Here is a 23,681-nt window from a genome sequence, read left to right on the forward strand (position 1 = left end):
TCAATATCAAGCGCCGGCAGCTATAAAAACAGATGGAGATTGGCTTGTGCAAGATGTGATGAACCCTTTGGAGCGCCTGGTCGAGCGGGCCGAGCAATTGATGCAGCGCATCGAGTCCGTGCTGCCCCAGCCCCTGCAGGCGCCTGCCGACTGGGATGCGGCGATTGCCTGGCGCTACCGCAAGCGCGCGAACGGCTGCGGCGTGCTGGAGCCCGTGCGCCATGTGGGCGCCATGCAGTTGTCCGATCTGCAGAACATCGACGTGCAAAAGGAAAAGATTGCCCGCAATACCGAGCAGTTCGTCAGCGGTCGCACGGCGAACAACGTGCTGCTGACGGGCGCGCGCGGCACGGGCAAGTCCTCGCTGATCCGTGCCTGCCTGCACAGCTTTGCGCCCCAGGGCCTGCGTCTGATCGAGGTGGACAAGGCCGATCTGACCGATCTGCCCGACATCGTCGACGTGGTTGCCGGCCGCAGCGAGAAGTTCATCATCTATTGCGACGATCTGAGCTTTGAAGAGGGCGAGCCCGGCTACAAGGCCATGAAGTCCATGCTGGATGGCTCGGTTTCCGCGGCCACGCCGAATGTGCTGGTCTATGCCACCAGCAATCGCCGCCATCTGCTGCCCGAGTACATGACGGACAACCTGGCGCAGCAAAAAAGCGAGAACGGCGAGATCCATCCCGGCGAGGTGGTGGAGGAAAAGATTTCCCTGTCCGAGCGCTTCGGTCTCTGGGTGAGCTTCTACCCCTTCAGCCAGGACGAGTATCTGCGCGTGGTGGCGCAGTGGCTGTCTGCTCTGGGCATGGACCAGGCCACCATCGAGGCGGCCAGGCCCGAAGCCCTGGTCTGGGCGCTGGAGCGCGGCTCGCGCAGCGGCCGCGTGGCCCACCAGTTCGCGCGCGACTACGCAGGTCGCAACGAGCGTCCGGTGACGGTCAAGAAGCGCATTGAAGATGTGGACGGTCTGGCTGAAGAAGCAGACCTGGAATGAAGAAAGAGTTTTGTGGAAGTGACTGCTGAAACACAGGCGCAGCGCAAGCACACGGAAGTGGCCGTGGGCGTGCTGTTGCGCGAATCCGATGGGGCGCTGCTGATTTCAAGCCGCCCTGCAGGCAAGCCGTATGCGGGCTACTGGGAGTTTCCTGGCGGCAAGCTGGAGGCCGGCGAGAGCGTGGAACAGGCCTTGCGCCGCGAGTTGATCGAAGAGCTGGGCGTGACCATTGGCCAGGCCCATGCCTGGAAGGTGACCGAACATGACTACCCGCATGCGCTGGTGCGTCTGCACTGGTGCAAGGTGACGCAATGGACGGGCGATTTCGAGATGCGCGAGGGCCAGCAGATGGCCTGGCAGCAACTGCCGCTCGATGTGCACCCCGTCCTGCCCGGCGCCTATCCTGTGCTGCAATGGCTGAGCGAGGAGCGCGGCCTGGTCTTTGATCAAAGCCATTACGAGGCGCAGCAGCCCGTGGAGTGAAGCGGTATGCTCTGAAATAAAGAGCGCCTTGCGCTGGTTGAATCTCGATCTGCTTGGTCAATCAAGCTGAAATCAAGACATACCAAGCGCAAGGCGCTCTTTTTTTTACTGCCTCGCTTAGTTTTCCGTGCGTGGATCGCCAAACGGCGCATCTTCTGGAGGCGTCTGAGCCGGAACGCGGAACTCTTCATTGCCCCAGGCGCCCAGGTCGATATTGCGGCAACGCTCGCTACAGAAGGGGCGGAATTTGTTGCTGGGCAAAAAAACGCTGGGGCCGCCGCAGGTCGGGCATTTCACCATGGTGGGGGATTGCTTGTCAGTGCTCATGGCGTAGGTGTATCATAGCTGGAAAACACGGGTGGCCGACCCTGAAAGCCATTGAGCCGCAATGTGCGGCTCAATCGGGAGGAGAAGACTGCCGGTGACTTATGCGCAGAGCGTGAGCTCGAAAGTGGCGTCGTCATTGCTGGGCTGGGGCTTGCTGCCATGGGCCAGCTTGAGCAGGCGCACCGATACCAGCAGGCGGTTGCCGCTGATCTCCGGCACCAGATTCAGATGCGGGTCTATGCGCAGGCGCAGCAGCTGGAAGCTGCGGCCGGCCGGCATGGCCTGCTGGAATACGCCTTGCTCGGCCACCACGCGCTGGGGAATGCCGGTTTCGCGCAGCAGCTGCAGGATCAACTCGAGCGCCTGACCCAGCGGGGTCAGCTCGCCGGCCCAGTCTTCGAGGTCGCGCTGGCGGTAGCGCGGATCGAGGTTCTGCCAGGCGTGATAGGCCGGCAGGTCAAAGCTGCAGGTGCCGCCGGGGATGCCCACACGGCTGCGTATGGACATCAGCCATTCGTTCTCGGTCAGCGCCTGGCCGGTCTTGCCGGTCTGTGCATTGATGGTGGCAAAGCAGCCTTCCACCTGGCGCGCCACCTGGTGCAGCATGTGCTGGGAAATATCGGGGTTGTCGCGCAGCACGTCCAGCAGGTGCTTCTGGCGCTCCAGATCCTTGATGACGTCGGCCCGAAGGTCGCTGCGCGAGGCCACATCCATGATCTCGAAGATGGTGATCAGGGCGAAATGATGATCGACCGAATGTGCGCGGGTCAGCAGCTCGCGCAGACGGCGATACAGCTGCTCAAGGCGCAGATAAGTTCTCAGACGCTCGTTAAAAGGATATTCGTACAGGATCACGTTTGCTGGGCTCCTCGGGGCGCACAGGAATCAGCGGTCAACGTGCACATGCGGCGATCACACGCACAGGCCAAGCCATGGCCTGCATCATAGCCCGAACCATGCAGCGATTTGATCGGTATATGCGTGGAGAGTTTCGATTGTGACGCCGTCATCGTTGTAGACGACCCAGTCGGCCGCTGCCAGGCGCTGCGCGCGCGTGGCCTGGACGTCGATGATGGCCTGCACGGCCTCGCGTGTGAGAGCGCTGCGCGCCATGACGCGCGCTGTCTGCGTGCTCTCGCGGCAGTCCACGACCAGCACGCCATCCAGGCGTGTTCGCCAGTGGCCGGACTCGACCAGCAGCGGAATGTCGTGCACGATGAGCTTGCTGCCCGCCGCCACGGCGGCTTCATGCTGCCGACGGGTCTGCTCGGCGATCAGGGGGTGGAGTATGGCTTCCAGGCGATGCCGCGCGCTGGGATCGGCAAAGACCAGCTCGCGCATGCGGGCGCGGTTGAGGGCGCCCTGCGTGTCGATCAGGTCGGCACCAAAAGCCTGAGCGATGAGGGGTAGGGCCATGCCTCCAGCTGCCGTCAGGCTGCGCGAGATATGGTCGGCATCGATCAGCGTTGCGCCGCATGCCTGCAGCCTGGCTGCCACCGTGCTTTTGCCGCTGCCGATGCCGCCCGTCAGCCCCAGTCTGAATGGTGAGCGCTCAGGTGCGACTTTCATGGCTTAGAGGCCTGCAAAGCTGAGCACCGCCTGCGGGCCCCAGATCAGGCTGACGAAACCGCCGCCGGCGAGAAAAGGGCCGAAGGGTACATAGCCACCTTCGCGCAGCTTGCTGTTGATCTTGAGTGCAATGCCGATGACGGCGCCCACGACCGAGGCCATGAGAATGATGGGCACCAGTGCCTGCCAGCCGAACCAGGCGCCGAGCGCGGCAAACAGCTTGAAGTCGCCATAGCCCATGCCTTCCTTGCCCGTTGCCAGCTTGAAGGCCCAGAAGATCAGCCATAGTGATATATAGCCTGCGACGGCGCCCCACAGCGATTGATGCAGAGGCACGCTGGTCCACTGCAGTGCGGAGGCAATCAGGCCGGCCCAGAGCAGGGGCAGGGTGATGGAGTCCGGCAGGAACGTGGTGTCCCAGTCTATCAAGGCAAGCGCCAGCAGCGCCGCGCTGAAGCCGCACCAGGCAAAGCCGGTGGCGGTCAGGCCGTCGCGGCCCAGACAGAAGGCAAACAGCGCGGCACAGACCAGTTCGACCACGGGATAGCGCAGGCTGATGGGCTTTTTGCAATCGGCGCAGCGGCCGCGCAGAAACAGATAGCTGAGCACGGGGATGTTCTCGTACCAGGCGATCTGATGGCCGCAATGCGGGCAGCGCGAACGAGGCTGGCTCAGCGTGATGGCAGGCTTGGCCGGCGGCAGCTCGATCCTGGCGCCCTTGTCCTTCTGTTCCTGGGCCCATTGCGCGCCTTCGGCATGCCATTCCTGCTCCATCATCAGCGGCAGGCGGTGGATCACCACATTCAGAAAGCTGCCGATCAGCAAGCCCAGCACGCCGCCGGCCGCGGCATTCAACACCAGTTCGGAAATCATCAGACCACTTGACCCAGCTTGAAGATAGGCAGATACATGGACACCACGATGCCGCCGATCAAGGTACCCAGGAAGACGATGATGATGGGCTCCATCAGGCTGGAGAGGCCCGCCACCATTTCGTCGACTTCGCTTTCATAGAAATCGGCTGCCTTGCCCAGCATATGGTCGATGGCGCCCGATTCCTCGCCGATGGCACACATCTGCAGCACCATGGAAGGGAAGATATTGGCATTGGCCATGGCCACGGTCAGGCTGGTGCCCGTGGAGACTTCCGACTGAATCCTGTCGGTGGCGTTTTTATAGAGGTAGTTGCCCGAAGCGCCTCCCACGGAGTCCAGTGCCTCGACCAGCGGCACGCCGGCAGCAAACATGGTGGACAGCGTACGTGTCCAGCGGGCCACACAGGACTTCTCGATCAGCACGCCGAAGATGGGCAGCTTGAGTATGGTGCGGTCCATGAACTGCTGCACTCGCTCGTTGCGCTTCCAGGCCTGCATGAAGAAGTAGATGCCGCCGCCCAGCACGCCAAAGATCAGCCACCAGTACTGGACGAAATACTCGCTGATGCCCATCACCAGCAGCGTGGGCGCAGGCAGGTCGGCGCCAAAGGAGGTGAAGACCTCCTTGAAGGCCGGAATCACGAAAATCATGATCACGGCCACCACGACAAAGGCCACGATCATGACCGACGTGGGGTACATCAGCGCCGACTTGATCTTGGACTTGATGGCTTCCGTCTTCTCCATATAGGTGGCAAGACGGTCCAGCAGCGATTCCAGAATACCTGCGGCCTCGCCGGCCTCCACCAGATTGCAGTAGAGACTGTTGAAATAGAGCGGAAACTTGCGAAAGGCAGCGCTCAGCGAGGTGCCGGTTTCCACATCGGAGCGGATGTCGTTGAGCAGCTTGGTGACATTGGGGTTGGTATTGCCCCGGCCCACGATGTCGAAAGACTGCAGCAGCGGCACGCCGGCCTTCATCATGGTGGCCAGCTGGCGCGTGAACAGCGCAATGTCCTTGGGCTTGATCTTCCTGCCGCCGCGGGTCCTGCGCTTCTTGATCTTGGACGGAGTCACGCCCTGGCGGCGCAGCATGGCCTGGATCTGGTTTTCTCCGCCGGCACGAGTCTCGCCGCGAACGATCTTGCCGTTGCGGTCCTTGCCTTCCCACTCAAAGAGAAATTCCTTGATTCCCTTGGACGCTGCGCTTGCCATGGCGTTCCCTCACTGATACTGGTTTTATTCGTTGGTGACCGCCAGCACTTCTTCGAGTGAGGTCAGACCCAGCTTGACTTTATGCAGGCCCGAGCCGCGCAGAGAGCGTACTCCTTCGGCCTTGGCCTGTGCGGCAATCTCCAGGGCGCTGCCGTCACGCAGGATGATGCGCTGAATCTCTTCGCTGATGGGCATCACCTGATAGATACCGACGCGTCCCTTGTAGCCGTTGTTGCAGGCAGGGCAGCCGACAGGCTTGTAGCTGACCCAGCTGCCGTCGAGCTCGGCTTCATCGTAGCCAGCATCGATCAGGGCGTCGTGCGGTATGTCGGCGGGCTCCTTGCACTGCGCACACAGGCGTCGCGCCAGACGCTGGGCGGTGATCAGAATCACGCTGGAGGCAATATTGAAAGGGGCGATGCCCATATTGCGCATGCGCGTCAGCGTGGTCGGAGCGTCATTGGTGTGCAGCGTGGACAGCACCAGGTGCCCGGTCTGGGCGGCCTTGATCGAGATGTCGGCGGTTTCCAGGTCGCGGATTTCGCCGACCATGATGATGTCCGGATCCTGGCGCAGAAAGGACTTGAGCGCAGCGGCAAAGGTCAGGCCGGCCTTCTCATTCACATTCACCTGGTTGACGCCGGGCATGTTGATTTCGGAAGGGTCTTCGGCGGTGGCAATGTTCACGCCCGGCTGGTTGAGCAGGTTCAGACAGGTATAGAGCGACACGGTCTTGCCCGAGCCCGTGGGGCCGGTGACCAGAATCATGCCGTAGGGGCGGTTGATGGCCTTGAGCAGGCGCTCTTTTTCCTCGGGTTCGTAGCCGAGGGCATCAATGCCCATCTTGGCCGAACTCGGGTCCAGAATACGGATCACGATCTTTTCGCCAAACAGCGTGGGCAAGGTGCTGACACGAAAGTCGATGACGCGATCAGGGCCGACCTTGAGCTTCATGCGGCCGTCTTGCGGAACGCGTTTCTCCGAGATGTCCAGGCGCGAGATCACCTTGATGCGGGAAGCCAGCTTGTCCTTGATCGCAATCGGGGGCGAGGCAATCTCGCGCAGCTCGCCGTCGATACGAAAGCGCACGCGGTAATTGTGTTCGTAGGGCTCGAAGTGCAGGTCGGACGCGCGCATATTGAAGGCGTCCAGCAGCATCTTGTGCAAAAACTTGACGACCGGCGCATCCTCGACCTCGGCGCCGATGGCATTGTCTTTTTCCTCGGGGGCATCCTCGATCTTGACGTCGTCGAAGTCAAAGTCTCCGGAGCTGGAATAGGAGTCCAGGGATTCGCTGACGCTCTTGCCGGTCTGCTCGACCAGCTTTTGCAGCTTGTCGGCCTCGACAACCACCCAGTCCACCAGCAGCTGGGTGGTGAACTTGATCTGCTCGGCCGCTTCCTGCTGCGTGGGGTCTGCCGTGGCAATGGTGAGCCGGTTGCCGCGCTTGCTGAGTGCCAGCACGCGATAGGCGTTGCTGATTTTCGGGTCCAGCAGCTCGCGCGGCAGCTGCTGGGCGTCGATGGCGTTGAGGTCCAGCAGCGGTGTGCTGAACATCATGGAAATGGTTTCGGCAATTTCCAGCGCGCTGATCTCGCCGGACTGGCTCAGTTCGGTGATGAACGGCGTCTTGCCTGTGGCGGCTTTCTTGGCTGCGTTCTCGGCAGCTTGCTGTGAAACCTTTCCTGCAGAAATCAGGGCCCTGCCTAAACCCGGGATGGCAATGGGCGCAGGGGCGTTCTTTTGCAGAGTGTCGGCAGCAGCCATGTATCCAAGTCTGGGAGGGGAGGAGAAGATCTATCCTACCATTCTTGTTGTGACAAACGACAGGCCGCCAGGCGCGCATGCATGCGTCAATGCCGCGTCATTGAACATGGCGCAAGAAACGGCGACAAAAATGAGATTGGTCGGGGTGAGAGGATTCGAACCTCCGGCCTCTACGTCCCGAACGTAGCGCTCTACCAGGCTAAGCTACACCCCGCAGGCTTTGTTTGTCGAGCACCGTGGTGCACCTGGCGATTCAGGTGCGGCGCTCCAAAAGCTGAGAGGCCAATTGTAGCAAACTTGCGGTGTATGCATTGCTTGGCAGCGAGGCCAGTGCATCAATGGCTCGCTGGGCTTCCGCATGCGCGGCGGCTCGGGCGACGTCCAGGGCACCGGTGCTGCGCACGATCTCCACTACGGCATCCAGTTGATCCGTAGAGCCTTGTTCGATGGCGTTGCGGACGATGGCGGCCTGCTCGGCGCTGCCGCGCTGCATGGCGGCGATCAGGGGCAAGGTGCATTTGCCTTCGCGCAGGTCATCGCCCAGGTTCTTGCCCATTTCCTGAGTGTTTCCTGTGTAGTCCAGCACATCGTCAATGATCTGGAATGCCGTTCCAAGGGCCTGGCCATAGGCGGCACAGGCCTGCTCCACTTCAGGTGTGGCACCCGCCAGCACGGCAGCCAACTGGGCGCTGGCCTCGAAGAGCTGGGCGGTCTTGGAGCGGATGACGTGCAGATAGCCGGCTTCGTTCAGCGAAGCATCATGGGTATTGATGAGCTGCTGGACTTCGCCTTCTGCGATCACGTTGGTGGCGTCGGACAGGATTTGCAGCACGCGCATGCTGCCCACTTCCACCATCATCTGGAAGGAGCGGGTGTGCAGAAAGTCTCCGACCAGAACACTGGCGGGGTTGCCAAAGGTTTCGTTGGCCGTGGCCCTGCCGCGGCGCAGCGTGGACTCGTCCACCACATCGTCGTGCAGCAAGGTCGCCGTGTGGATCAGCTCCACCACGGCGGCCAGAATGTATTTGTTCTTGCCCTGGTGGCCCAAGGCACCGGCGATCAGCAGCAGCAGCGCCGGGCGCAGGCGCTTGCCGCCGGCGGCAATGATGTATTGGGAGATCTGTGCGATCAGGGGAACGCTGGTTGTCAGTCGCTGAGCAATGACGATATCCACTTCGCGCATGTCATCTGCGATCAAGGCAAGCGGATTGGATGTGGAAATTTCTGTAGTCAAGGTGATGAACCGCCAAGTGGACTCACGATTATAGAAAGATGCAACCAAGTTTTGCGTGGTGTCCTCAGAGCCCGTTCAAGTGAACGAAGGTCGCGACATTGCCGTCGCTCGCAAGGCGCAAGCCTCACCGCACACCTGTGCCTGACATCCGTCCCGCGCGGCCACGGTCGCTGCGTGCGGTGATGCTGAAGCGCTTCCTAGGGGTATGGCAGCAGAGAAAATGCATGCGTGCTAGAATTGCCGGCTCCGTGGAAATCATTTCATGGAACTCTCAGACTTTAGAGGTTTTCAATGTACGCAGTCATAAAAACCGGCGGCAAGCAGTATCGCGTTGCAGCTGGCGAAAAGATCAAGGTAGAACAGATTGCTGCGGACGTAGGCCAGGAAATCGTGATCGACCAAGTTTTGGCCGTCGGCAACGGCGCTGAAATCAAGGTTGGTGCTCCCCTGGTGTCCGGTGCATCTGTAAAGGCAACTGTGGTTGCTCACGGCAAGCACGACAAGGTGCACATCTTCAAGATGCGCCGTCGTAAGCACTATCAAAAGCGCCAAGGCCATCGTCAGCAGTTCACCGAACTGCAAATCGTGGCAATCGCTGCTTAATTTTAGGAGCTAAGTCATGGCACAGAAAAAAGGCGGCGGCTCTACGCGTAACGGACGTGATTCCAAGCCAAAAATGCTGGGCGTGAAGGCCTTTGGTGGCGAGCTGGTGACAGCTGGTTCCATCATCGTGCGTCAGCGCGGCACCAAGTTCCACCCCGGTGAGAACGTTGGCGTGGGCAAGGATCACACCCTGTTTGCACTGGTTGACGGCCACGTGTCGTTCGGTGTGAAGGGCGCTCTGTCCAAGCAAACAGTCAACATCACGGCTGCATAAGTCGTCTTTGACTCAAACAAAGCCCCGACTTGTCGGGGCTTTGTTGTTTGAAAAGGCTCCAGGCAGCAGATTTCTGGCAGATGGGGCATGGTAATAGACCACTCAGGTGTGGCCCGGGGCTTCTGGTGCACACTGATTTTGTAGACTGGATGCCTCATGAAGTTCGTTGACGAAGCTTTTATCGACATTGCAGCCGGTGACGGCGGCAATGGTTGCGTGTCTTTCCGGCACGAAAAATACAAGGAATTTGGCGGCCCCGACGGTGGCGACGGCGGCCGTGGCGGTCATGTGTATGCCGTGGCCGATGTGAACCTGAACACGCTGGTGGATTACCGCTATTCGCGTCGCCACGAGGCCAAGCGTGGTCAGCACGGCATGGGCTCCGACATGTTCGGTGCAGCCGGTGACGACATCACGCTGAACATGCCCGTGGGCACCATCATCAGCGATGCGGATACCGGCGAAGTGCTGTTCGAGCTGCTGGAGCCCGGCCAGGTCATCACCATCGCCAAGGGCGGTGACGGCGGTTTCGGCAATCTGCGTTTCAAGAGCGCCATCAACCGGGCGCCGCGCCAGAAGACGCCCGGCTATCCCGGCGAGCGTCGCAACCTCAAGCTGGAGCTCAAGGTGCTGGCCGATGTAGGCCTGCTGGGCATGCCCAATGCCGGCAAGTCCACTTTCATCACGGCCGTCTCCAACGCCCGTCCCAAGATTGCCGATTATCCCTTCACCACCTTGCATCCCAATCTGGGCGTGGTGCGCGTGGCCGCCGAGCAGAGCTTTGTGGTGGCCGACATCCCAGGTCTGATCGAGGGCGCCTCCGAAGGTGCGGGCCTGGGTCACCAGTTCCTGCGCCATCTGCAGCGCACCCGACTGTTGCTGCATATCGTGGACATTGCTCCGTTCGACGAAGGCGTGGACCCGGTCGAGCAGGCCAGGGCCATCGTGGCCGAGCTCAAGAAGTACGATGCCGAGCTCTACGACAAGCCACGCTGGCTGGTGCTCAACAAGCTGGACATGGTTCCCGTGGAAGAGCGTGCAGCCAAGGTCAAGGACTTCGTCAAGCGCTTCAAGTGGAAGGGCCCGGTCTACGAGATCTCGGCGCTGACCCGCGAAGGCTGCGAACCGCTGATCCGCAAGATCTACGAGCATGTGCACAACCAGCAACTCGCGGAGCAGGCTCCCAAGGAAGTTGACCCTCGCTTTGCGGGAGGCGAGGATTCTGGTCTGGATATGACCGATCCGCGTTTCGCATCCTACGATCCGGAATAAGCTAGAGGGTATAACCCAGCAGCGCACTTGGTGCGCTGTTTTGCTTTGAATTTAATAGCTGCTTTCGCTTTATCCATAGGCGTTAGAGGCCTAAAACACTGTAAATTCTCATGTCTTCCAATGTGCTGCGTGATGCCCGTCGCATCGTCGTCAAAGTCGGCTCCAGCCTGGTTACGAATGAAGGTCGCGGTCTGGATGAGGCCGCCATTGAAGAGTGGAGCCGCCAGCTGGCGGCCTTGGTGAATGGTGAAGACGGCGTCAAGCGCGAAGTCATCATGGTTTCCAGCGGCGCCATTGCCGAAGGCATGAAGCGACTTGGCTGGGCCACGCGTCCGACCGAGGTGCATGAGCTGCAGGCCGCTGCTGCCGTCGGTCAGATGGGGCTGGCCCAGATGTACGAGACCAAGCTGCGCGGCGAAGGCGTGCCCAGTGCCCAGGTGCTGCTGACCCATGCGGATCTGGCTGATCGCGAGCGCTATCTGAACGCCCGCACCACGCTGCTGACGCTGCTGCAGCTGGGCGTGGTGCCCGTCATCAACGAGAACGACACGGTGGTGATCGATGAGATCCGCTTCGGCGACAACGACACCCTGGGCGCGCTGGTGGCCAATCTGGTCGAGGCCGATGCCCTGGTCATACTGACCGATCAGCGCGGCCTCTATAGCGCCGATCCGCGCAAGAATCCCGATGCCAGGTTCATCGACGTGGCCGAAGCCGGCAACCCCGAGCTGGAAGCGATGGCCGGCGGAGCGGGCCTGTCCATTGGTACGGGCGGCATGATCACCAAGATTTTGGCGGCCAAGCGTGCGGCGGGCTCCGGTGCTTCCACCGTGATCGCCTGGGGGCGTGAGAAAGACGTGCTGCTGCGCCTGACGCGTGGCGAGTCCATAGGCACGCTGCTGGTTGCCAACACGCATAAGATGCAGGCGCGCAAGCAGTGGATTGCCGACCATCTGCAGCTGCGCGGCTCGGTGACCGTGGATGCGGGTGCCGTCTCCAAGCTGCGTGATGAAGGCAAGAGCCTGCTGCCCATCGGCATGATCGCCGTGGAGGGCGACTTTTCGCGCGGCGAAGTGATTGCCGTGCGTGATGAGGACGGCGTCGAGATCGCCCGTGGCTTGGCCAGCTATGCCAGCGCCGAAGCGCGGCTGCTGTGCCGCAAGAGCTCCTCGGAGATTGAATCACTGTTGGGCTACTCGGCAGGTCCCGAAATGATGCACCGCGACAATATGGTGGTGGCAGGGCACTGAGCACCAGCCGTCACCAAAAAAGCCGTAATGCTGTGAGGCATTACGGCTTTTTTCATTGCAGAGGCTTGTGATCGGGCGGATTGTCTATGCCGGTCTGCGGGTCCGGGTCAAAACTGGCGCCGGGCGGCAGCTCTATGCCGGGGTTGATGCGAAAGCTCCCTGTGCGGGCAGGGTACATGACCTGATGGTGCTGCCCCGGATGGGGAGTGCCGCCGGTGGCCTGGCCTGCCTCCTGATCGCGCGGCCGCATGCCGCTGCGCAGATAGCGGTTGCGCTGCTGCTCGCCGCGCGGCAGAAAGCGCGCCAGCTCGGTCAGCGCCATTTCATAGACGCCGCGTTTGAATTCGACCACCACATCCAGAGGAACCCAGTAGTCATTCCAGCGCCAGGCATCGAACTCAGGGTGGTCGGTGGCACGCAGGTTCAAGTCCCAGTCATGCCCGACCAGTTGAAGCAAAAACCATATCTGCTTCTGGCCTTTGTAATGCCCGCGCGCGTCGCGGCGGATGTACCTGTCTGGCACCTCGTAGCGCAACCAGTCCCTGGTGCGGGCAACCACGCGAACGTGATTGGGCTTCAGCCCCACTTCCTCGTGCAGCTCGCGGAACATGGCTTGCTCGGGTGTCTCACCCCGATCAATGCCACCTTGCGGAAACTGCCAGCTGTGGGTGCGAATGCGTTTTCCCCAGAACACCTGGTTTCTTTGGTTGAGCAGGATGATGCCGACGTTCGGGCGAAATCCGTCCCGGTCAAGCATAATCAAACCCCAAATTTTTGAATTGTGTTCATTATGCATGGCCCCTTGTGATCGACAAGCGGGCCATGCCTATTTCCACTGAATTGCCAGTTCCATGAAAGCCTCCCAATTTCTCATCTCCACCCTGAAAGAAGCTCCGGCCGACGCCGAAGTGGTCAGCCACAAGCTCATGATGCGGGCTGGCATGATCAAAAAGCTGGGTGCTGGCATTTACAACTACATGCCCATGGGCCTGCGCGTGATCCGCAAGGTCGAGGCCATCGTGCGCGAGGAAATGAACCGCGCAGGCGCCATCGAAACCACCATGCCCGTGGTGCAGCCTGCCGAGCTGTGGCAGGAAACCGGCCGTTTCGAGAAGATGGGCCCCGAGCTGCTGCGTATCCAGGATCGCCATGGCCGTGATTTCGTGATCCAGCCCACTTCCGAAGAGGTGGTCACCGATATCGCGCGCCAGGAGTTCAAGAGCTACAAGCAGCTGCCCAAGAACCTCTACCAGATCCAGACCAAGTTCCGCGACGAGCGCCGTCCCCGCTTCGGCCTGATGCGCGGTCGCGAGTTCATCATGAAGGACGCCTATTCCTTCGACAAGGATCGCGATGCGGCCCAGATCAGCTACCAGACCATGCGCGAAGCCTACAAGCGCATCTTCGACCGCTTCGGCCTGCAGTACCGCGCCGTGCGTGCCGACTCGGGCGCCATCGGCGGCGATCTGAGCGAAGAGTTCCAGGTCATCGCTTCCACGGGCGAGGACGCCATCGTCTACTGCCCGAACAGCGACTACGCTGCCAATATCGAGAAGGCCGAGAGCCTGGCGCCCACCCAGGCTCGTCCTGCCGCCGCCCAGGCCATGCAAAAGGTCGCCACACCCGGCAACAGCACCTGCGAAGCCGTGGCCGAGCAGCTCGGCCTGCCCCTGGCGCAGACAGTGAAGTCGCTGGTGCTGGCCACGGACGAGCTCGACGACAAGGGTCTGATCGTCAAGTCGCAAGTGTGGCTGCTGCTGCTGCGCGGCGATCACGAGATGAACGAGATCAAGGTCGGCAAGGTTGAAGGCCTGGCGGGCTTCCGTTTCGCGACCGTAGGCGAGATTGAGGAGCACTTCGGTGCCAAGCCCGGTTATCTGGGCCCCATCGGCCTCAAGAAGCCCGTGAACATCGTGGTGGACCGCGACGTGGCCGTGATGGCCGACTGGGTCTGCGGTGCCAACGAGGAAGATTTCCACATCACCGGCGTGAACTTCGGCCGCGACCTGCCCGAGCCCGCCGTGGTGGCGGATCTGCGCAATGTGGTGGCTGGCGACCGTTCGCCCGACGGCGCGGGCGAGCTGGCGATCGAGCGCGGCATCGAGATCGGCCATGTGTTCTATCTGGGCACCAAGTACTCCAAGGCCATGGAAGCCACTTTCCTCGGCGACAACGGCAAGCCACAGCACTTCGAAATGGGTTGCTACGGCATTGGCGTGACCCGCCTGCCCGCTGCTGCCGTGGAGCAGAACCACGACGAGCGCGGCATGATCTGGCCCGATGCGATTGCGCCGTTCACCGTGGTGATCTGCCCCATCGGCATGGGTCGCAGCGAGGCCGTGAAGACCGAGGCAGAGAAGCTCTATGGCGAGCTGCTGGCACTGGGCGTGGACGTGATCCTCGACGACCGCGACGAGCGCCCCGGTGCCATGCTGGCCGACTGGGAGCTGATCGGCGTGCCCCACCGCGTGGTGCTGGGCGACCGTGGCCTGAAGGAAGGCGTGGTCGAGTACCAGCAGCGCCGTGACACGGAAGCCACGAAGCTGGCGACGAATGAGGTGCTGGGTCACCTCAAGAGCCGCCTGGGCCTGTAAGCTGCTGTTTCAATGCCAGAAATCCTCCTCAGCCGCCGCCACTGCCTGACTGCCGCAGCCTCGCTGGCCGTTCCATCGGCGGGCTGGCTGCTGCCGCACACCGCATGGGCGGGCGGTCAGTTGGAGGAGCCGCTGGCGGATTCGGTACGTACGGCTCTGAGTGCAGCGGTGGCCGGCTCTGGGGCTCCGCCCGAGCTGGAGTTCACTTCCACCGAGGCGCGCATGAGCTATCTGCGCTGGCTGGTCGCCAGCAGCGACAAGCTGGCCAAGCGCAAGCCCGATCTGCAGGCACGGCGCGAGTTCCTGCAGACCGTCTGGTACGAGTCCAAACGCGCGGGTCTCGATGTGTCCATGGTCATGGGCCTGATCCAGGTGGAGAGCGGTTATCGCAAATACGCCATCTCCAGCGTGGGTGCGCGTGGCTATATGCAGATCATGCCGTTCTGGATGCGGCTGATCGGTGACGGCGATATCGGCAAGCTGTTCCACATGCAGACCAATCTGCGCTTTGGCTGCGTGATCCTGCGCCACTACATGGATCGCGAAAAGGGCGATGCCTATATGGCGCTGGGTCGCTACAACGGCAGCCGGGGTCAGCCCCAGTATCCGAATGCCGTGTTCGGCGCCCAGCGGCGCTGGCTGGTGGAAGAGCCTCAGCCGGTCTGATACCGTGGCGATATGCAGAAAAAAGAGAGCGCCTAGCGCTCTCTTTTTATTGGTTTCATCAAGAAAATAACCTGAAGTCCTTTGAAGGCAAGCGTCAGGGGCTCCTGATTCAGGAGTGGCTGCTTTTGCCGGCCTGGGACTGGGCCGCGCTGCCCTGTACCTTGGCCGCAGCGGCCGCCGAAGGTGCGGCCGATTCCGCTGCCGGCTCGGGCAGACGGGTCACCATGACCTGGTCGATGCGGTAGCTGTCCACGTCCAGCACCTCGAACTTGAAGCCGCCCCAGGTAACGGAATCGGTGCGGCGCGGTACGCGGCGCAGCATGACCATGAGAAAGCCGGCCAGCGTTTCGTACTCGTCGTCATGTGGCATATCGTCCAGATGCAGCACACGCATCACGTCCTCGATGGGCGTGATGCCGTCGATCAGCCAGGAATGCTCGTCGCGGCGGATGATCTGCTCCTCGTCGGCCGGGCCGACCAGATCGCCCATCACCGTGCTCATCACGTCGTTGAGCGTCACCACGCCCACGACCAGGCTGTATTCGTTGACGATGACGGCAAAGTCTTCATGCACCATGCGGAACTGCTCCAGCACCTCGGCCAGCGTCAGGCGGTCGGGCACGATGAGCACCTTGCGGATCAGGCTGTCGTCGCTGAGTGACAGCGGCTGGTTGTTGAGCGCGCGCTGGAACAGGTCCTTGGCGTCTACATAGCCGATCACATGGTCGATATCGCCGTCGCAGACTGGGTAGGTGGAGAAGGGCTCCTCGGCAATGCGGGCGCGAATGATGGCGTCGCTGTCGTCGCGGTAGAAAAAGGCCACGCTGTCGCGCTGGGTCATGGCCGAGGCCACGGTGCGCGAGTCCAGCTCGAAGACATTGGCAATCACCTGCTGCTCGCGGGCGGCCAGCACGCCGGCCTTGGTGCCCGCTTCGGTCATGGCCAGGATGTCGTCGCTGGTGATGCGCTCGTCGCGCGTGGCGGGCAGGCCCAGCAGGCGAAACAAGGCGTCGGTCGCGAGGTTGTAGAACCAGATGACGGGCTTGAAGATCACCACAAACCAGCGCATGGGGGCGAGCACGCGCACCACGTAGCGCTCGGGCTCGTTCATGCTGATGCGGCGCGGCAACAGGTCGGCCAGCAGGATGAAGGCCGAGGTGACTATGAAAAACGAGAGCAGGAAGCCGAGGGTTGCCGAGAGGCTGGGCGAGAACCAGATCGAAAAGAACTCGGTCAGCGCAGGGCTGAACGCCCCCTCGCCGACGATGCCGCCGAGTATGGCGACGGCATTCTGCCCCACTTGCACCACGGTGAAATATTCGCCCGGCTGCTCCTGTACGCGCAGCGCATGCTCGGCTCCCTCATTGCCGTCGTCGGCCATCTGGCGCAGGCGCAGGCGACGCGAGGCGGCCAGAGAAATCTCCGCCACAGAGAAAAAGGCGCTGAGCAGAATCAGCAGAACAATCACCGCAAGGCTTTGGGACACACTCATAGGCAGGGCTGCTGCGGCACGTCGACGTGCCTGCGGCCGGTTATCAAGGAGTCTCTATTCGACCACATAAAGCCTGTGGCAGGCAGCGGTACTGGCTTCAGGGCTGAAGCGCGGCTGCCGAATGGGCCATGCGTGCCAGTGCATCGGCCTCGGTATTGCGGTGCCTGGGCACCCATTGCAGCACCAGCTCGTCAAAGCCCTGCATCTGCGCACGGGCGGCCTCGAACAGCGTGGCGAGCCGGGCGATGGGCCGCGCCGGCTTGGCCGTGGGCGGGCCGAGCTGCTCCAGCAGCACCTGGGAGTCGGTGCGCACGGTCAGGCTGCGCGCGCCGAGATCGCGTGCCAGCTTCAGGGCAGCCATCAGGGCGCGCAGTTCGGCTTCGTTGTTGCAGCCGCTGCGGTGCAGATTCTGCGACAGCGTATGGCGGCTGCCGTCGGGCAGCTGCAGCAACACGCCCAGGCTCATGGGGCCGGGGTTGGGCAGGGCACTGCCATCGATATGGATGCTGCAGTGGTGAGGGGGAACAGGTTTGGGGGGCGGCATGAAAAAAGCCACCGGGGTGCCGGTGGCTTGCAGACGGGATGCGGCTTACTTGGCGGCCAGCACTTGCTGCAGCTCGCCCGATTCGTACATCTCCATCATGATGTCCGAGCCACCGATGAATTCGCCCTTGATGTAGAGCTGGGGAATCGTGGGCCACTGGCTGTAGTCCTTGATGCCCTGGCGGATTTCCTGGTCTTCCAGCACGTTCACGGTGGCGATGGACTTGGCATCCACGCCGCAGGCCTTGAGGATCTGGATGGCACGGCCCGAGAAGCCGCACTGAGGGAAGCTGGCGTTGCCCTTCATGAACAGCAGGATGTCGTTGTTCTTGACCAGGTCGTCGATGCGTTGTTGGGTGTTGCTCATAGTGGGCTCCGGATTTTGGAAATGGCGGTACCAGCCGCGATGTCTGTGATTATTTCACCGACCGCAAGGAATGCGGTGCTGTGAGGAAATCTTGCTACCTGTTTATCTGGGGGCTCAGTCCTGAAAATCAAGTCTTGTGGGTCCGGCAGCCGCCCGTGCAGCGCGCAATGCCGGCCAGGTCTTGGCGGTGCTGTACCTGCCCGAAGCCAGCAGCCCGCATCAGCCCGGCCACGTCTTCGGCCTGATCCCAGCCATGCTCGAAGAGCAGCCAGCCGCCGTCTTTCAGGCGGGCCGGAGCCTGGTCGATGATGCTGCGTATGTCCTCCAGCCCATCCGCGCCGCTGGCCAGGGCCGATAGCGGCTCGTGGGTCAGCGCCGCCAGGTGCGGGTCGTCGGCGCGGATATAGGGCGGATTGCTGACGATCAGATCGACGGGCTCCTGCCCGTCCAAAGGCTCCAGCCAGCTGCCATGGGCGAACTGCACGGGCAGTTGGAGCCGGGCGGCGTTGCTGCGGGCCACGGCCAGGGCATCGGCGCTGGCGTCCACGGCGAGCACCCGGGCTGTGGGGCGCTGGCTTTGCAGGGCCAGGGCGATGGCGCCGCTGCCGGTGCCCAGGTCTACGACGCGAACCGGCTGCCCTTCAGGCATGAGCTCCAGCGCCCAGTCCACCAGGGTCTCGGTATCGGGGCGCGGGTCCAGCACTCTGCTGTCCACGGCCAGATCCAGGCCGTAGAACTCCTTGCTTCCGGTCAGATAGGCCACGGGCGCGCCTTGCTGGCGCTGGGCGCAGAGCAGGGCCCAGCGGGCCTGCTGCTCGGCGTTCAGCATATCGCCGTCATGGGTGATGAGCCAGGCGCGGGCATGCGCTGGCTGCTGCATCAGGTGCAGCAGTAGCATCTGTGCATCGACACGCGCCAGGCCTTGGCGGGCGGCTTGCTGCAGGGCCTGGGCAACGGAGAAAAAGGGGGGCGAGAATTCGGTCATGGCTTGGCCGGTGGCGATCTTCTTCAGAAATTCAGTAGCGGTATATCTCGGGGTCGCCCGCCTTGTAGAGCGTGCCGTACAGCTGGGTCGACGACTGGCCGGGCTCCAGCATGGGGCGTGAACGTATTCCCAGCAGCAGATGCTCCAGTGCCTGCTGAATATTCTGGCCCTCGAAGCACATGCCTACAAAGGACCAGGAAAAGCAGCGTCCATCGCCCGCCATCAGCAGCTGGCCGTGGGCATGGTGAACTTCGGCAAGCGCTATCAGCCGGGTGTTCAGGCGCTGTTCCCAGGAGAGCAGGGCATCGTCCGCATCTTCCCCGGTGAAATATGCTTCAAGCCAGTCAAACTCTATATCGCTGCTGGCGCATTCCCGGCCCTTGCCCACCTGGCCGATGTGCAAGCCCGCCAGGTTCTGCAGTGCAGCCACGGCAGGATGGCCGGCCAGTCGGGGCTGACGGTCCAGAGCGCTCAGGATGGGCGCGGGAATGGCGACTTCTCGCTGCGGGGTCCAGCCCTGGGCTTGCAGCAGCTCAACCACGACAGGTGAGTCGAATTTCAGCATGGCGAACTCTTAACGTCCGGGCGCCGAGATGAAGGGGCGCGCCTGCAGGATGATGAGCTGATCGTCCTGCACGGCCCACTCGATGTCCTGGTCCTTGCCGCCAAAGCGTTGCTTGATGCCGGCTCCGGCGCGGGCCAGTCGCTGCACCAGTGCGTCGCTGAGCACGGCGCGGCCGGCAGTCACTGCCACTTCACGCACGCCGCCCTTGGCATCTAGCTGCAGCGCCACATCGTCCTGGGAGTGGTTGAGCACCTGCACGGCCTTGCTGCGGCTGGAGTAGAGGATCTGCTCTGCAACCCGCCGGCCCTCGACCACGCGGATGCCGATGCCGCGCTTGGCGGCGATATAGCTCATGTAGCGATGCGAGGCATCGAAGGGGTCGCGGGTGATCATCACGCCCGATGCGGAGGAGTCCACGGCTTTTTGCACAAACACCGACATCATCACCTGCGCGTCGTCAATGCCCGCTGCCTGCCTGGCTTCCCAGGCCTCGAAGTTGTAGACCGAGGCCCAGACCTTGCGCACGGCGGCAGCCAGATCCGTGCCGCTGCGCACATTGGGCACGGTGGTGTAGAGGCCTGCTCCGCTGAAGTTGGGCAGGTCCTCGGAGCTGGACGAGCTGCGCACGAACACGCCCTGGCTGCCCAGCTGGCCGGACCAGCGCTGTGCCCAGCCATCGGCCGCGGCCGGGCTGATGGGCCATTGCTCGATTTCGGCCTGCAGCGCGGACAGGGCCTGCTTTCGAAGGCCTGCATCCGTCGCAAAACCGGGCTGCTGGCGCATGCGGGCAATGCGCTCGGCCAGGCCGTTGGCGCGCATGAAGTCGGCATAGGCGGCAAATGGAATGCAAAAGCCATCGGGCACGCTGACGTCCGCGAGGCGGGCGGACTGGATCTCGCCCAGATTGGCCGCCTTGGCTCCGCAGCGGCGGCGATCCGCGCTGCGCAGGGCTGTCAGCGGCACCAGTTCGCTGCGACGCAGATCGGGCTGCAGCAAGACCTTGCTGCCCTTGGCGGGCTGGCGCAGTGCCAGCTGCTCCGCGCTCTGCTGTTCGGCAGCCGTGGCGGCGCGCAGCGCAAAGCTGGCGGGCTGCACGTCGATATGCACCCAGCGTCCGTTGAAGTCCGCGTATTGCTCGGCCGCTTTTTGCACATAGGCATTGGGTATGCCCCAGCCGCGCGCCAGCAGATTGACATGGGACAGCACCGTGGAGGGGCGCTCCGTCACCACGCCGGCCACGGGCGGCAGGCTGATGGGTACTTCACGCAACAGCACGATGTCCCTGGGCTGGAGGTCATTCACGGCTTCGGCCTGGTTCAGGATGCGCAGCCGGCCCACGGCCAGGCCCTGGTTCAGCGGCAGATAGGTCTGGGCACCCAGCAACTGGGCCTGGGTGACCGCTGCAACACCGGCCTGCTGGGCCACGGCCTCCTGTTGCGTGGAGTTGGCCTTGAAGCGCACAGGGGCGAAGAAGCCGGTTTTCAGCGCGGCCGCCGTGGTTTGCAGCAGCTCGGGCGTGAGCTGGTCGCCCTCCCAGAACTCGTAGCTGTAGTCCTTGAGCACGGGCTGCCAGCTCAGCGTGCCGAGAATGAAGCGACGGCCTGGCTCGCGGTAATTGCGGTTGAGCTCAGGCTTGCCGCCCTGCAGCAGTCCTTTGGCACGCAGAAAATCTTCGTGAAACGCGTAGCGCGGCGTGTTGATGAAATGCAGCGGCGCGTTCTTGCTGTGGCGGTCGATCACGAACAGCACGTGAGGCATGGCACCGGCCGGGTCGAAGATGCGGGCCACGCGATCGAAATCGGCGCGGCTGGTCAGTGCCGGCAGGCCGGCAGGAGCGTTGCGGTTGCCGCTGGCGTCGACCGGGCGCCCCGCACCCGAGTCATAGGCCGAGGGCTTGCGCAAGGCCTGGGCCTGGGTGGCGGTCGATGCGAGCAAAAGACTGGAGAGCAGGGCCGAAACCAGAACCGGCAAAAAGCGCTGTGTCATCTTGAGATTGTCCCCATTTCTGGCGAAGCGTCCGAACGGACCCGGTTCGAGCCGGCTGCCGCCTGGCCGGTGTCTGCGGACTCAGGAAGCGGCCAGCTCTGCCAGCAACTCGGCCTCGCGTGCATGTTGCAGGGCCTGGATCACATCGCCCAGATCGCCTTCCATCACGGCCAGCAGCTTGTACAGCGTGAGGTTGATGCGGTGGTCGGTGAGGCGGCCCTGGGGAAAGTTGTAGGTGCGGATGCGATCGCTGCGGTCGCCCGAGCCGATCAGGCCCTTGCGCATGGCCGCTTCCTTGGCGGCCCGCTCGCTGCGTTCCTTTTCCTGGATGCGGGCCTGCAGCACCTGCAGGGCCTTGGCCTTGTTGCTGTGCTGGCTGCGGCCGTCCTGGCACTCGGCCACGATGCCCGTGGGCAGGTGGACCACGCGCACGGCGGAGTCGGTCTTGTTGATGTGCTGGCCGCCTGCACCGCTGGCGCGAAAGGTGTCGATGCGCAGATCGGCGGGATTGAGCGTGATGGCCTCGGCCTCGTCCGGCTCGGGCATCACGGCCACGGTGCAGGCACTGGTGTGGATGCGTCCCTGGGTTTCGGTGGCGGGCACACGCTGCACGCGGTGGCCGCCCGACTCGAAGCGCAGCGCGCCGTACACGTTGTCGCCCTCGATGCGCAGCACCACTTCCTTGTAGCCGCCGATCTCGTTTTCGCTGGCGCTCATCACTTCCACCTTCCAGCCCACGTTGGCCGCGTAGCGGGTGTACATGCGGGTCAGGTCGCCGGCAAACAGGGCCGATTCGTCGCCACCCGTGCCGGCGCGGATTTCGACAAAGGCGGGGCGGGCATCGTCGGGGTCCTTGGGCAGCAGCAGGCGCTGCAGTTCGTCCTCGAGCTTGATCAGCTCGGCCTCGCCGCTGCCGATCTCTTCCTGAGCCATTTCGGCCATGTCGGGGTCGTCCAGCATTTCACGCGCGGCGGCGATGTCGGCTTCGGTCTGCAGGTAGCGGGTGTAGCGACTGGCAATGGCCGTCACATCGGCATGTTCGCGCGAAATGGTGCGGTACTGCTTCATGTCGCCCATGATGTCTTCGCGCGAGAGCAGAAAATCAAGCTCCTGCAGGCGTTGGGCATAGCGTTCGAGCTGGTTGCGCAAAAAGTCTTGCATAGGGGGTACCGAGGGCTTGGGAAAGGTGAGGGGCTCACCTTTGTGGAGTCAGGGAAGAGGGAGGTCAGGCCACGGCCGGGCCATGCGCTGCACGAGGACGGCAGCGCCAAAGCGGGCGAGCGCCGCTAAAGCTTGCTGGGGTTGCGGCTGGCGCGCAGGAACAGGCGGGAGACGGTGTCCGCCGTCTGGGCGCGTTCTTCGGCGTCGCCCTTGTGCAGCTCGGCCATGGTTCCGTGCAGCATTTTCTGCGTGAGGCCGCGCGAGAGCGCTTCCAGCACGGTGTCGATGTCTTCACCCTTGGCCAACAGCTTTTTGGCACGGGCAATTTCCAGCGCGCGCCATTCGTCGGCCTGGGCGTTGACCTGCTGGATCAGCGAGACCGCGCCACCCACGGGGTTGCGCTGGTCCATCCATTGCATAAAGCTCTGCACGCCGGTGTCGATGATGACCTCGGCCTGTTGCACGGCGGCCTGGCGCTGGGCCTGACCGGTGCGCACGACGGTTGCCAGATCGTCCACGGTATAGAGGTAGACGTCGTTGAGGTCTTTGACCTCGGATTCGATATCGCGCGGCACGGCCAGATCGACCATGAAGATGGGGCGGCGCTTGCGCTTCTTGAGGGCCGACTCCACGGCACCCAGGCCGATGATGGGCAGGGTGGATGCCGTGCAGCTGATGATGGCGTCGTACTCGTGCAGATGCTCGGGCAGGTCGGCCAGACGCATGGTGCCGGCGCCGAACTGGGCGGCCAGCTTCTCGCCGCGCTCCATGGTGCGGTTGGCGATGGTGATCTGTCTGGGGTTGCGGGCGGCAAAGTGGGTGGAGACCAGCTCGATCATCTCGCCCGCGCCCACGAACAGCACGCGAATCTTGCTCAGATCTTCGAACAGCTGGCCGGCCAGACGCACGGCAGCGGCAGCCATGGAGATGCTGTGCGCGCCGATCTCGGTGGAGCTGCGCACTTCCTTGGCCACGGCAAAGCTGCGTTGAAACAGCTGGTTGAGCGTGGTGCCCAGGGCCCCCGCAGTCTCGGCCGCGCGCACGGCGTTCTTCATCTGGCCGAGGATCTGTGCCTCGCCCAGCACCATGGAGTCCAGTCCTGAGGCCACGCGGAAGGCGTGGCGGGCGACCGAGCCATCCTGCAGCAGATACGAGTGCTGGCGCAGCAGCTCAGGCGCCACGCCGCCGCTGTTGGCCAGCCAGTGCATGGTGTGATCCATGGCGGGGGCGTCGGCAGCGCAGTAGATCTCGGTGCGGTTGCAGGTGGAGAGGATGGCGGTTTCCACGGCGCTGTGAGCCCGGCCCGCGTGGGACAGGGATGCGCGCAGGCCTTGCAGCGTCGGCGCGATCTGATCGAGCGCGAACGCAAAACGGCCCCGCATATCGAGCGGAGCCGTGTGGTGATTGATACCTAAAGCCCAGACTGCCATAACAGGGGATTATAAAATTTAGTACCGAA

The 23,681-nt window shown here is 62.8% G+C and carries 24 protein-coding genes and 1 tRNA gene; 8 read left to right on the plus strand and 17 right to left on the minus strand.

What is annotated here, in order from left to right:
* Window positions 1-58: 58 nt before the first annotated feature.
* Both CTR2_RS03905 and CTR2_RS03910 read left to right on the plus strand, forming a co-directional pair.
* Window positions 59-994, plus strand: coding sequence for an ATP-binding protein (locus CTR2_RS03905; protein WP_034381627.1), 936 nt, complete (start codon window positions 59-61; stop codon window positions 992-994).
* 12 nt (window positions 995-1,006) lie between these two features.
* Window positions 1,007-1,477, plus strand: coding sequence for an NUDIX domain-containing protein (locus CTR2_RS03910; protein ID WP_087085003.1), 471 nt, complete (start codon window positions 1,007-1,009; stop codon window positions 1,475-1,477).
* A 117-nt stretch (window positions 1,478-1,594) separates the two neighbouring features.
* Here CTR2_RS03910 and CTR2_RS03915 read toward each other — a convergent pair whose 3' ends face one another.
* The 8 genes from CTR2_RS03915 to CTR2_RS03950 all read right to left on the minus strand — a co-directional run bounded on the left by CTR2_RS03915 (window position 1,595) and on the right by CTR2_RS03950 (window position 8,413).
* Window positions 1,595-1,804, minus strand: coding sequence for a DNA gyrase inhibitor YacG (locus CTR2_RS03915; RefSeq protein ID WP_034357520.1), 210 nt, complete (start codon window positions 1,802-1,804; stop codon window positions 1,595-1,597).
* Window positions 1,805-1,903: 99 nt separating this feature from the next.
* On the minus strand, window positions 1,904-2,659 hold the full coding sequence (zapD, locus tag CTR2_RS03920; protein ID WP_087085002.1) for a cell division protein ZapD: 756 nt from the start codon (window positions 2,657-2,659) through the stop codon (window positions 1,904-1,906).
* An 87-nt stretch (window positions 2,660-2,746) separates the two neighbouring features.
* A complete protein-coding gene (gene coaE, locus CTR2_RS03925; protein ID WP_087085001.1) occupies window positions 2,747-3,373 on the minus strand; it encodes a dephospho-CoA kinase in 627 nt (208 codons plus the stop codon).
* Window positions 3,374-3,376: 3 nt separating this feature from the next.
* The gene (locus CTR2_RS03930) at window positions 3,377-4,246 is read right to left on the minus strand and encodes a prepilin peptidase (RefSeq protein WP_087085000.1); all 870 of its coding nucleotides are present in this window, start codon (window positions 4,244-4,246) and stop codon (window positions 3,377-3,379) included.
* Window positions 4,246-5,463: a type II secretion system F family protein gene (locus CTR2_RS03935; RefSeq protein ID WP_087084999.1), complete on the minus strand. Its 1,218-nt coding sequence runs from the start codon at window positions 5,461-5,463 to the stop codon at window positions 4,246-4,248. The genes CTR2_RS03930 and CTR2_RS03935 overlap by 1 nt, the downstream gene beginning before the upstream one ends.
* Window positions 5,464-5,487: 24 nt before the next feature.
* Window positions 5,488-7,230, minus strand: coding sequence for a type IV-A pilus assembly ATPase PilB (gene pilB / locus CTR2_RS03940; protein ID WP_087084998.1), 1,743 nt, complete (start codon window positions 7,228-7,230; stop codon window positions 5,488-5,490).
* A 137-nt stretch (window positions 7,231-7,367) separates the two neighbouring features.
* A tRNA-Pro gene (locus CTR2_RS03945) sits at window positions 7,368-7,444 on the minus strand.
* A 39-nt stretch (window positions 7,445-7,483) separates the two neighbouring features.
* Complete coding sequence (locus tag CTR2_RS03950) at window positions 7,484-8,413, minus strand: polyprenyl synthetase family protein (protein WP_003062198.1); 930 nt, start codon at window positions 8,411-8,413, stop codon at window positions 7,484-7,486.
* Window positions 8,414-8,755: 342 nt separating this feature from the next.
* On the opposite strand from CTR2_RS03950, the gene rplU reads away from it, so the two are divergent.
* The 4 genes from rplU (at window position 8,756) to proB (ending at window position 11,863) form a co-directional block, all read left to right on the plus strand.
* The gene (rplU, locus tag CTR2_RS03955) at window positions 8,756-9,067 is read left to right on the plus strand and encodes a 50S ribosomal protein L21 (protein ID WP_003058536.1); all 312 of its coding nucleotides are present in this window, start codon (window positions 8,756-8,758) and stop codon (window positions 9,065-9,067) included.
* Window positions 9,068-9,083: 16 nt separating this feature from the next.
* Window positions 9,084-9,341, plus strand: a complete 258-nt coding sequence (gene rpmA, locus CTR2_RS03960) for a 50S ribosomal protein L27 (protein WP_003058534.1) — start codon at window positions 9,084-9,086, stop codon at window positions 9,339-9,341.
* A gap of 156 nt (window positions 9,342-9,497) precedes the next feature.
* Entirely contained in the window at window positions 9,498-10,613 is a 1,116-nt protein-coding gene (gene cgtA, locus CTR2_RS03965) for an Obg family GTPase CgtA (RefSeq protein WP_087084997.1), read from the plus strand.
* A 110-nt stretch (window positions 10,614-10,723) separates the two neighbouring features.
* Window positions 10,724-11,863, plus strand: a complete 1,140-nt coding sequence (proB, locus tag CTR2_RS03970) for a glutamate 5-kinase (RefSeq protein ID WP_087084996.1) — start codon at window positions 10,724-10,726, stop codon at window positions 11,861-11,863.
* A 52-nt stretch (window positions 11,864-11,915) separates the two neighbouring features.
* Here proB and CTR2_RS03975 read toward each other — a convergent pair whose 3' ends face one another.
* On the minus strand, window positions 11,916-12,620 hold the full coding sequence (locus CTR2_RS03975) for an RNA pyrophosphohydrolase (protein WP_087084995.1): 705 nt from the start codon (window positions 12,618-12,620) through the stop codon (window positions 11,916-11,918).
* A 94-nt stretch (window positions 12,621-12,714) separates the two neighbouring features.
* Between CTR2_RS03975 and CTR2_RS03980 the strand changes: the two genes are divergently transcribed.
* Window positions 12,715-14,457 (plus strand): proline--tRNA ligase, encoded by a 1,743-nt coding sequence (locus CTR2_RS03980; RefSeq protein WP_087084994.1) that lies wholly within the window; start codon window positions 12,715-12,717, stop codon window positions 14,455-14,457.
* A gap of 12 nt (window positions 14,458-14,469) precedes the next feature.
* On the plus strand, window positions 14,470-15,123 hold the full coding sequence (locus tag CTR2_RS03985) for a lytic transglycosylase domain-containing protein (protein ID WP_087084993.1): 654 nt from the start codon (window positions 14,470-14,472) through the stop codon (window positions 15,121-15,123).
* Window positions 15,124-15,232: 109 nt separating this feature from the next.
* Here the strand turns inward: CTR2_RS03985 and paeA are convergent, their stop codons facing one another.
* The 8 genes from paeA to hemA all read right to left on the minus strand — a co-directional run bounded on the left by paeA (window position 15,233) and on the right by hemA (window position 23,652).
* Window positions 15,233-16,615: a polyamine export protein PaeA gene (gene paeA / locus CTR2_RS03990; protein ID WP_087084992.1), complete on the minus strand. Its 1,383-nt coding sequence runs from the start codon at window positions 16,613-16,615 to the stop codon at window positions 15,233-15,235.
* Between the two features lie 97 nt (window positions 16,616-16,712).
* The gene (locus CTR2_RS03995) at window positions 16,713-17,171 is read right to left on the minus strand and encodes a ribonuclease HI family protein (RefSeq protein ID WP_087084991.1); all 459 of its coding nucleotides are present in this window, start codon (window positions 17,169-17,171) and stop codon (window positions 16,713-16,715) included.
* Between the two features lie 33 nt (window positions 17,172-17,204).
* Complete coding sequence (gene grxD, locus CTR2_RS04000) at window positions 17,205-17,525, minus strand: Grx4 family monothiol glutaredoxin (RefSeq protein ID WP_003058519.1); 321 nt, start codon at window positions 17,523-17,525, stop codon at window positions 17,205-17,207.
* 127 nt (window positions 17,526-17,652) lie between these two features.
* Window positions 17,653-18,510: a peptide chain release factor N(5)-glutamine methyltransferase gene (gene prmC / locus CTR2_RS04005; RefSeq protein ID WP_176391742.1), complete on the minus strand. Its 858-nt coding sequence runs from the start codon at window positions 18,508-18,510 to the stop codon at window positions 17,653-17,655.
* 31 nt (window positions 18,511-18,541) lie between these two features.
* A complete protein-coding gene (locus tag CTR2_RS04010; RefSeq protein ID WP_087084989.1) occupies window positions 18,542-19,075 on the minus strand; it encodes an SUKH-3 domain-containing protein in 534 nt (177 codons plus the stop codon).
* A 9-nt stretch (window positions 19,076-19,084) separates the two neighbouring features.
* The gene (locus CTR2_RS04015) at window positions 19,085-21,061 is read right to left on the minus strand and encodes a PEP/pyruvate-binding domain-containing protein (RefSeq protein WP_087084988.1); all 1,977 of its coding nucleotides are present in this window, start codon (window positions 21,059-21,061) and stop codon (window positions 19,085-19,087) included.
* An 81-nt stretch (window positions 21,062-21,142) separates the two neighbouring features.
* On the minus strand, window positions 21,143-22,222 hold the full coding sequence (gene prfA / locus CTR2_RS04020) for a peptide chain release factor 1 (protein WP_003058512.1): 1,080 nt from the start codon (window positions 22,220-22,222) through the stop codon (window positions 21,143-21,145).
* A 125-nt stretch (window positions 22,223-22,347) separates the two neighbouring features.
* A complete protein-coding gene (gene hemA, locus CTR2_RS04025; protein WP_012837115.1) occupies window positions 22,348-23,652 on the minus strand; it encodes a glutamyl-tRNA reductase in 1,305 nt (434 codons plus the stop codon).
* Between the last annotated feature and the right edge of the window lie 29 nt (window positions 23,653-23,681).

It is taken from the genome of Comamonas thiooxydans (assembly GCF_002157685.2).
GTDB lineage: Bacteria > Pseudomonadota > Gammaproteobacteria > Burkholderiales > Burkholderiaceae_C > Comamonas > Comamonas testosteroni_H.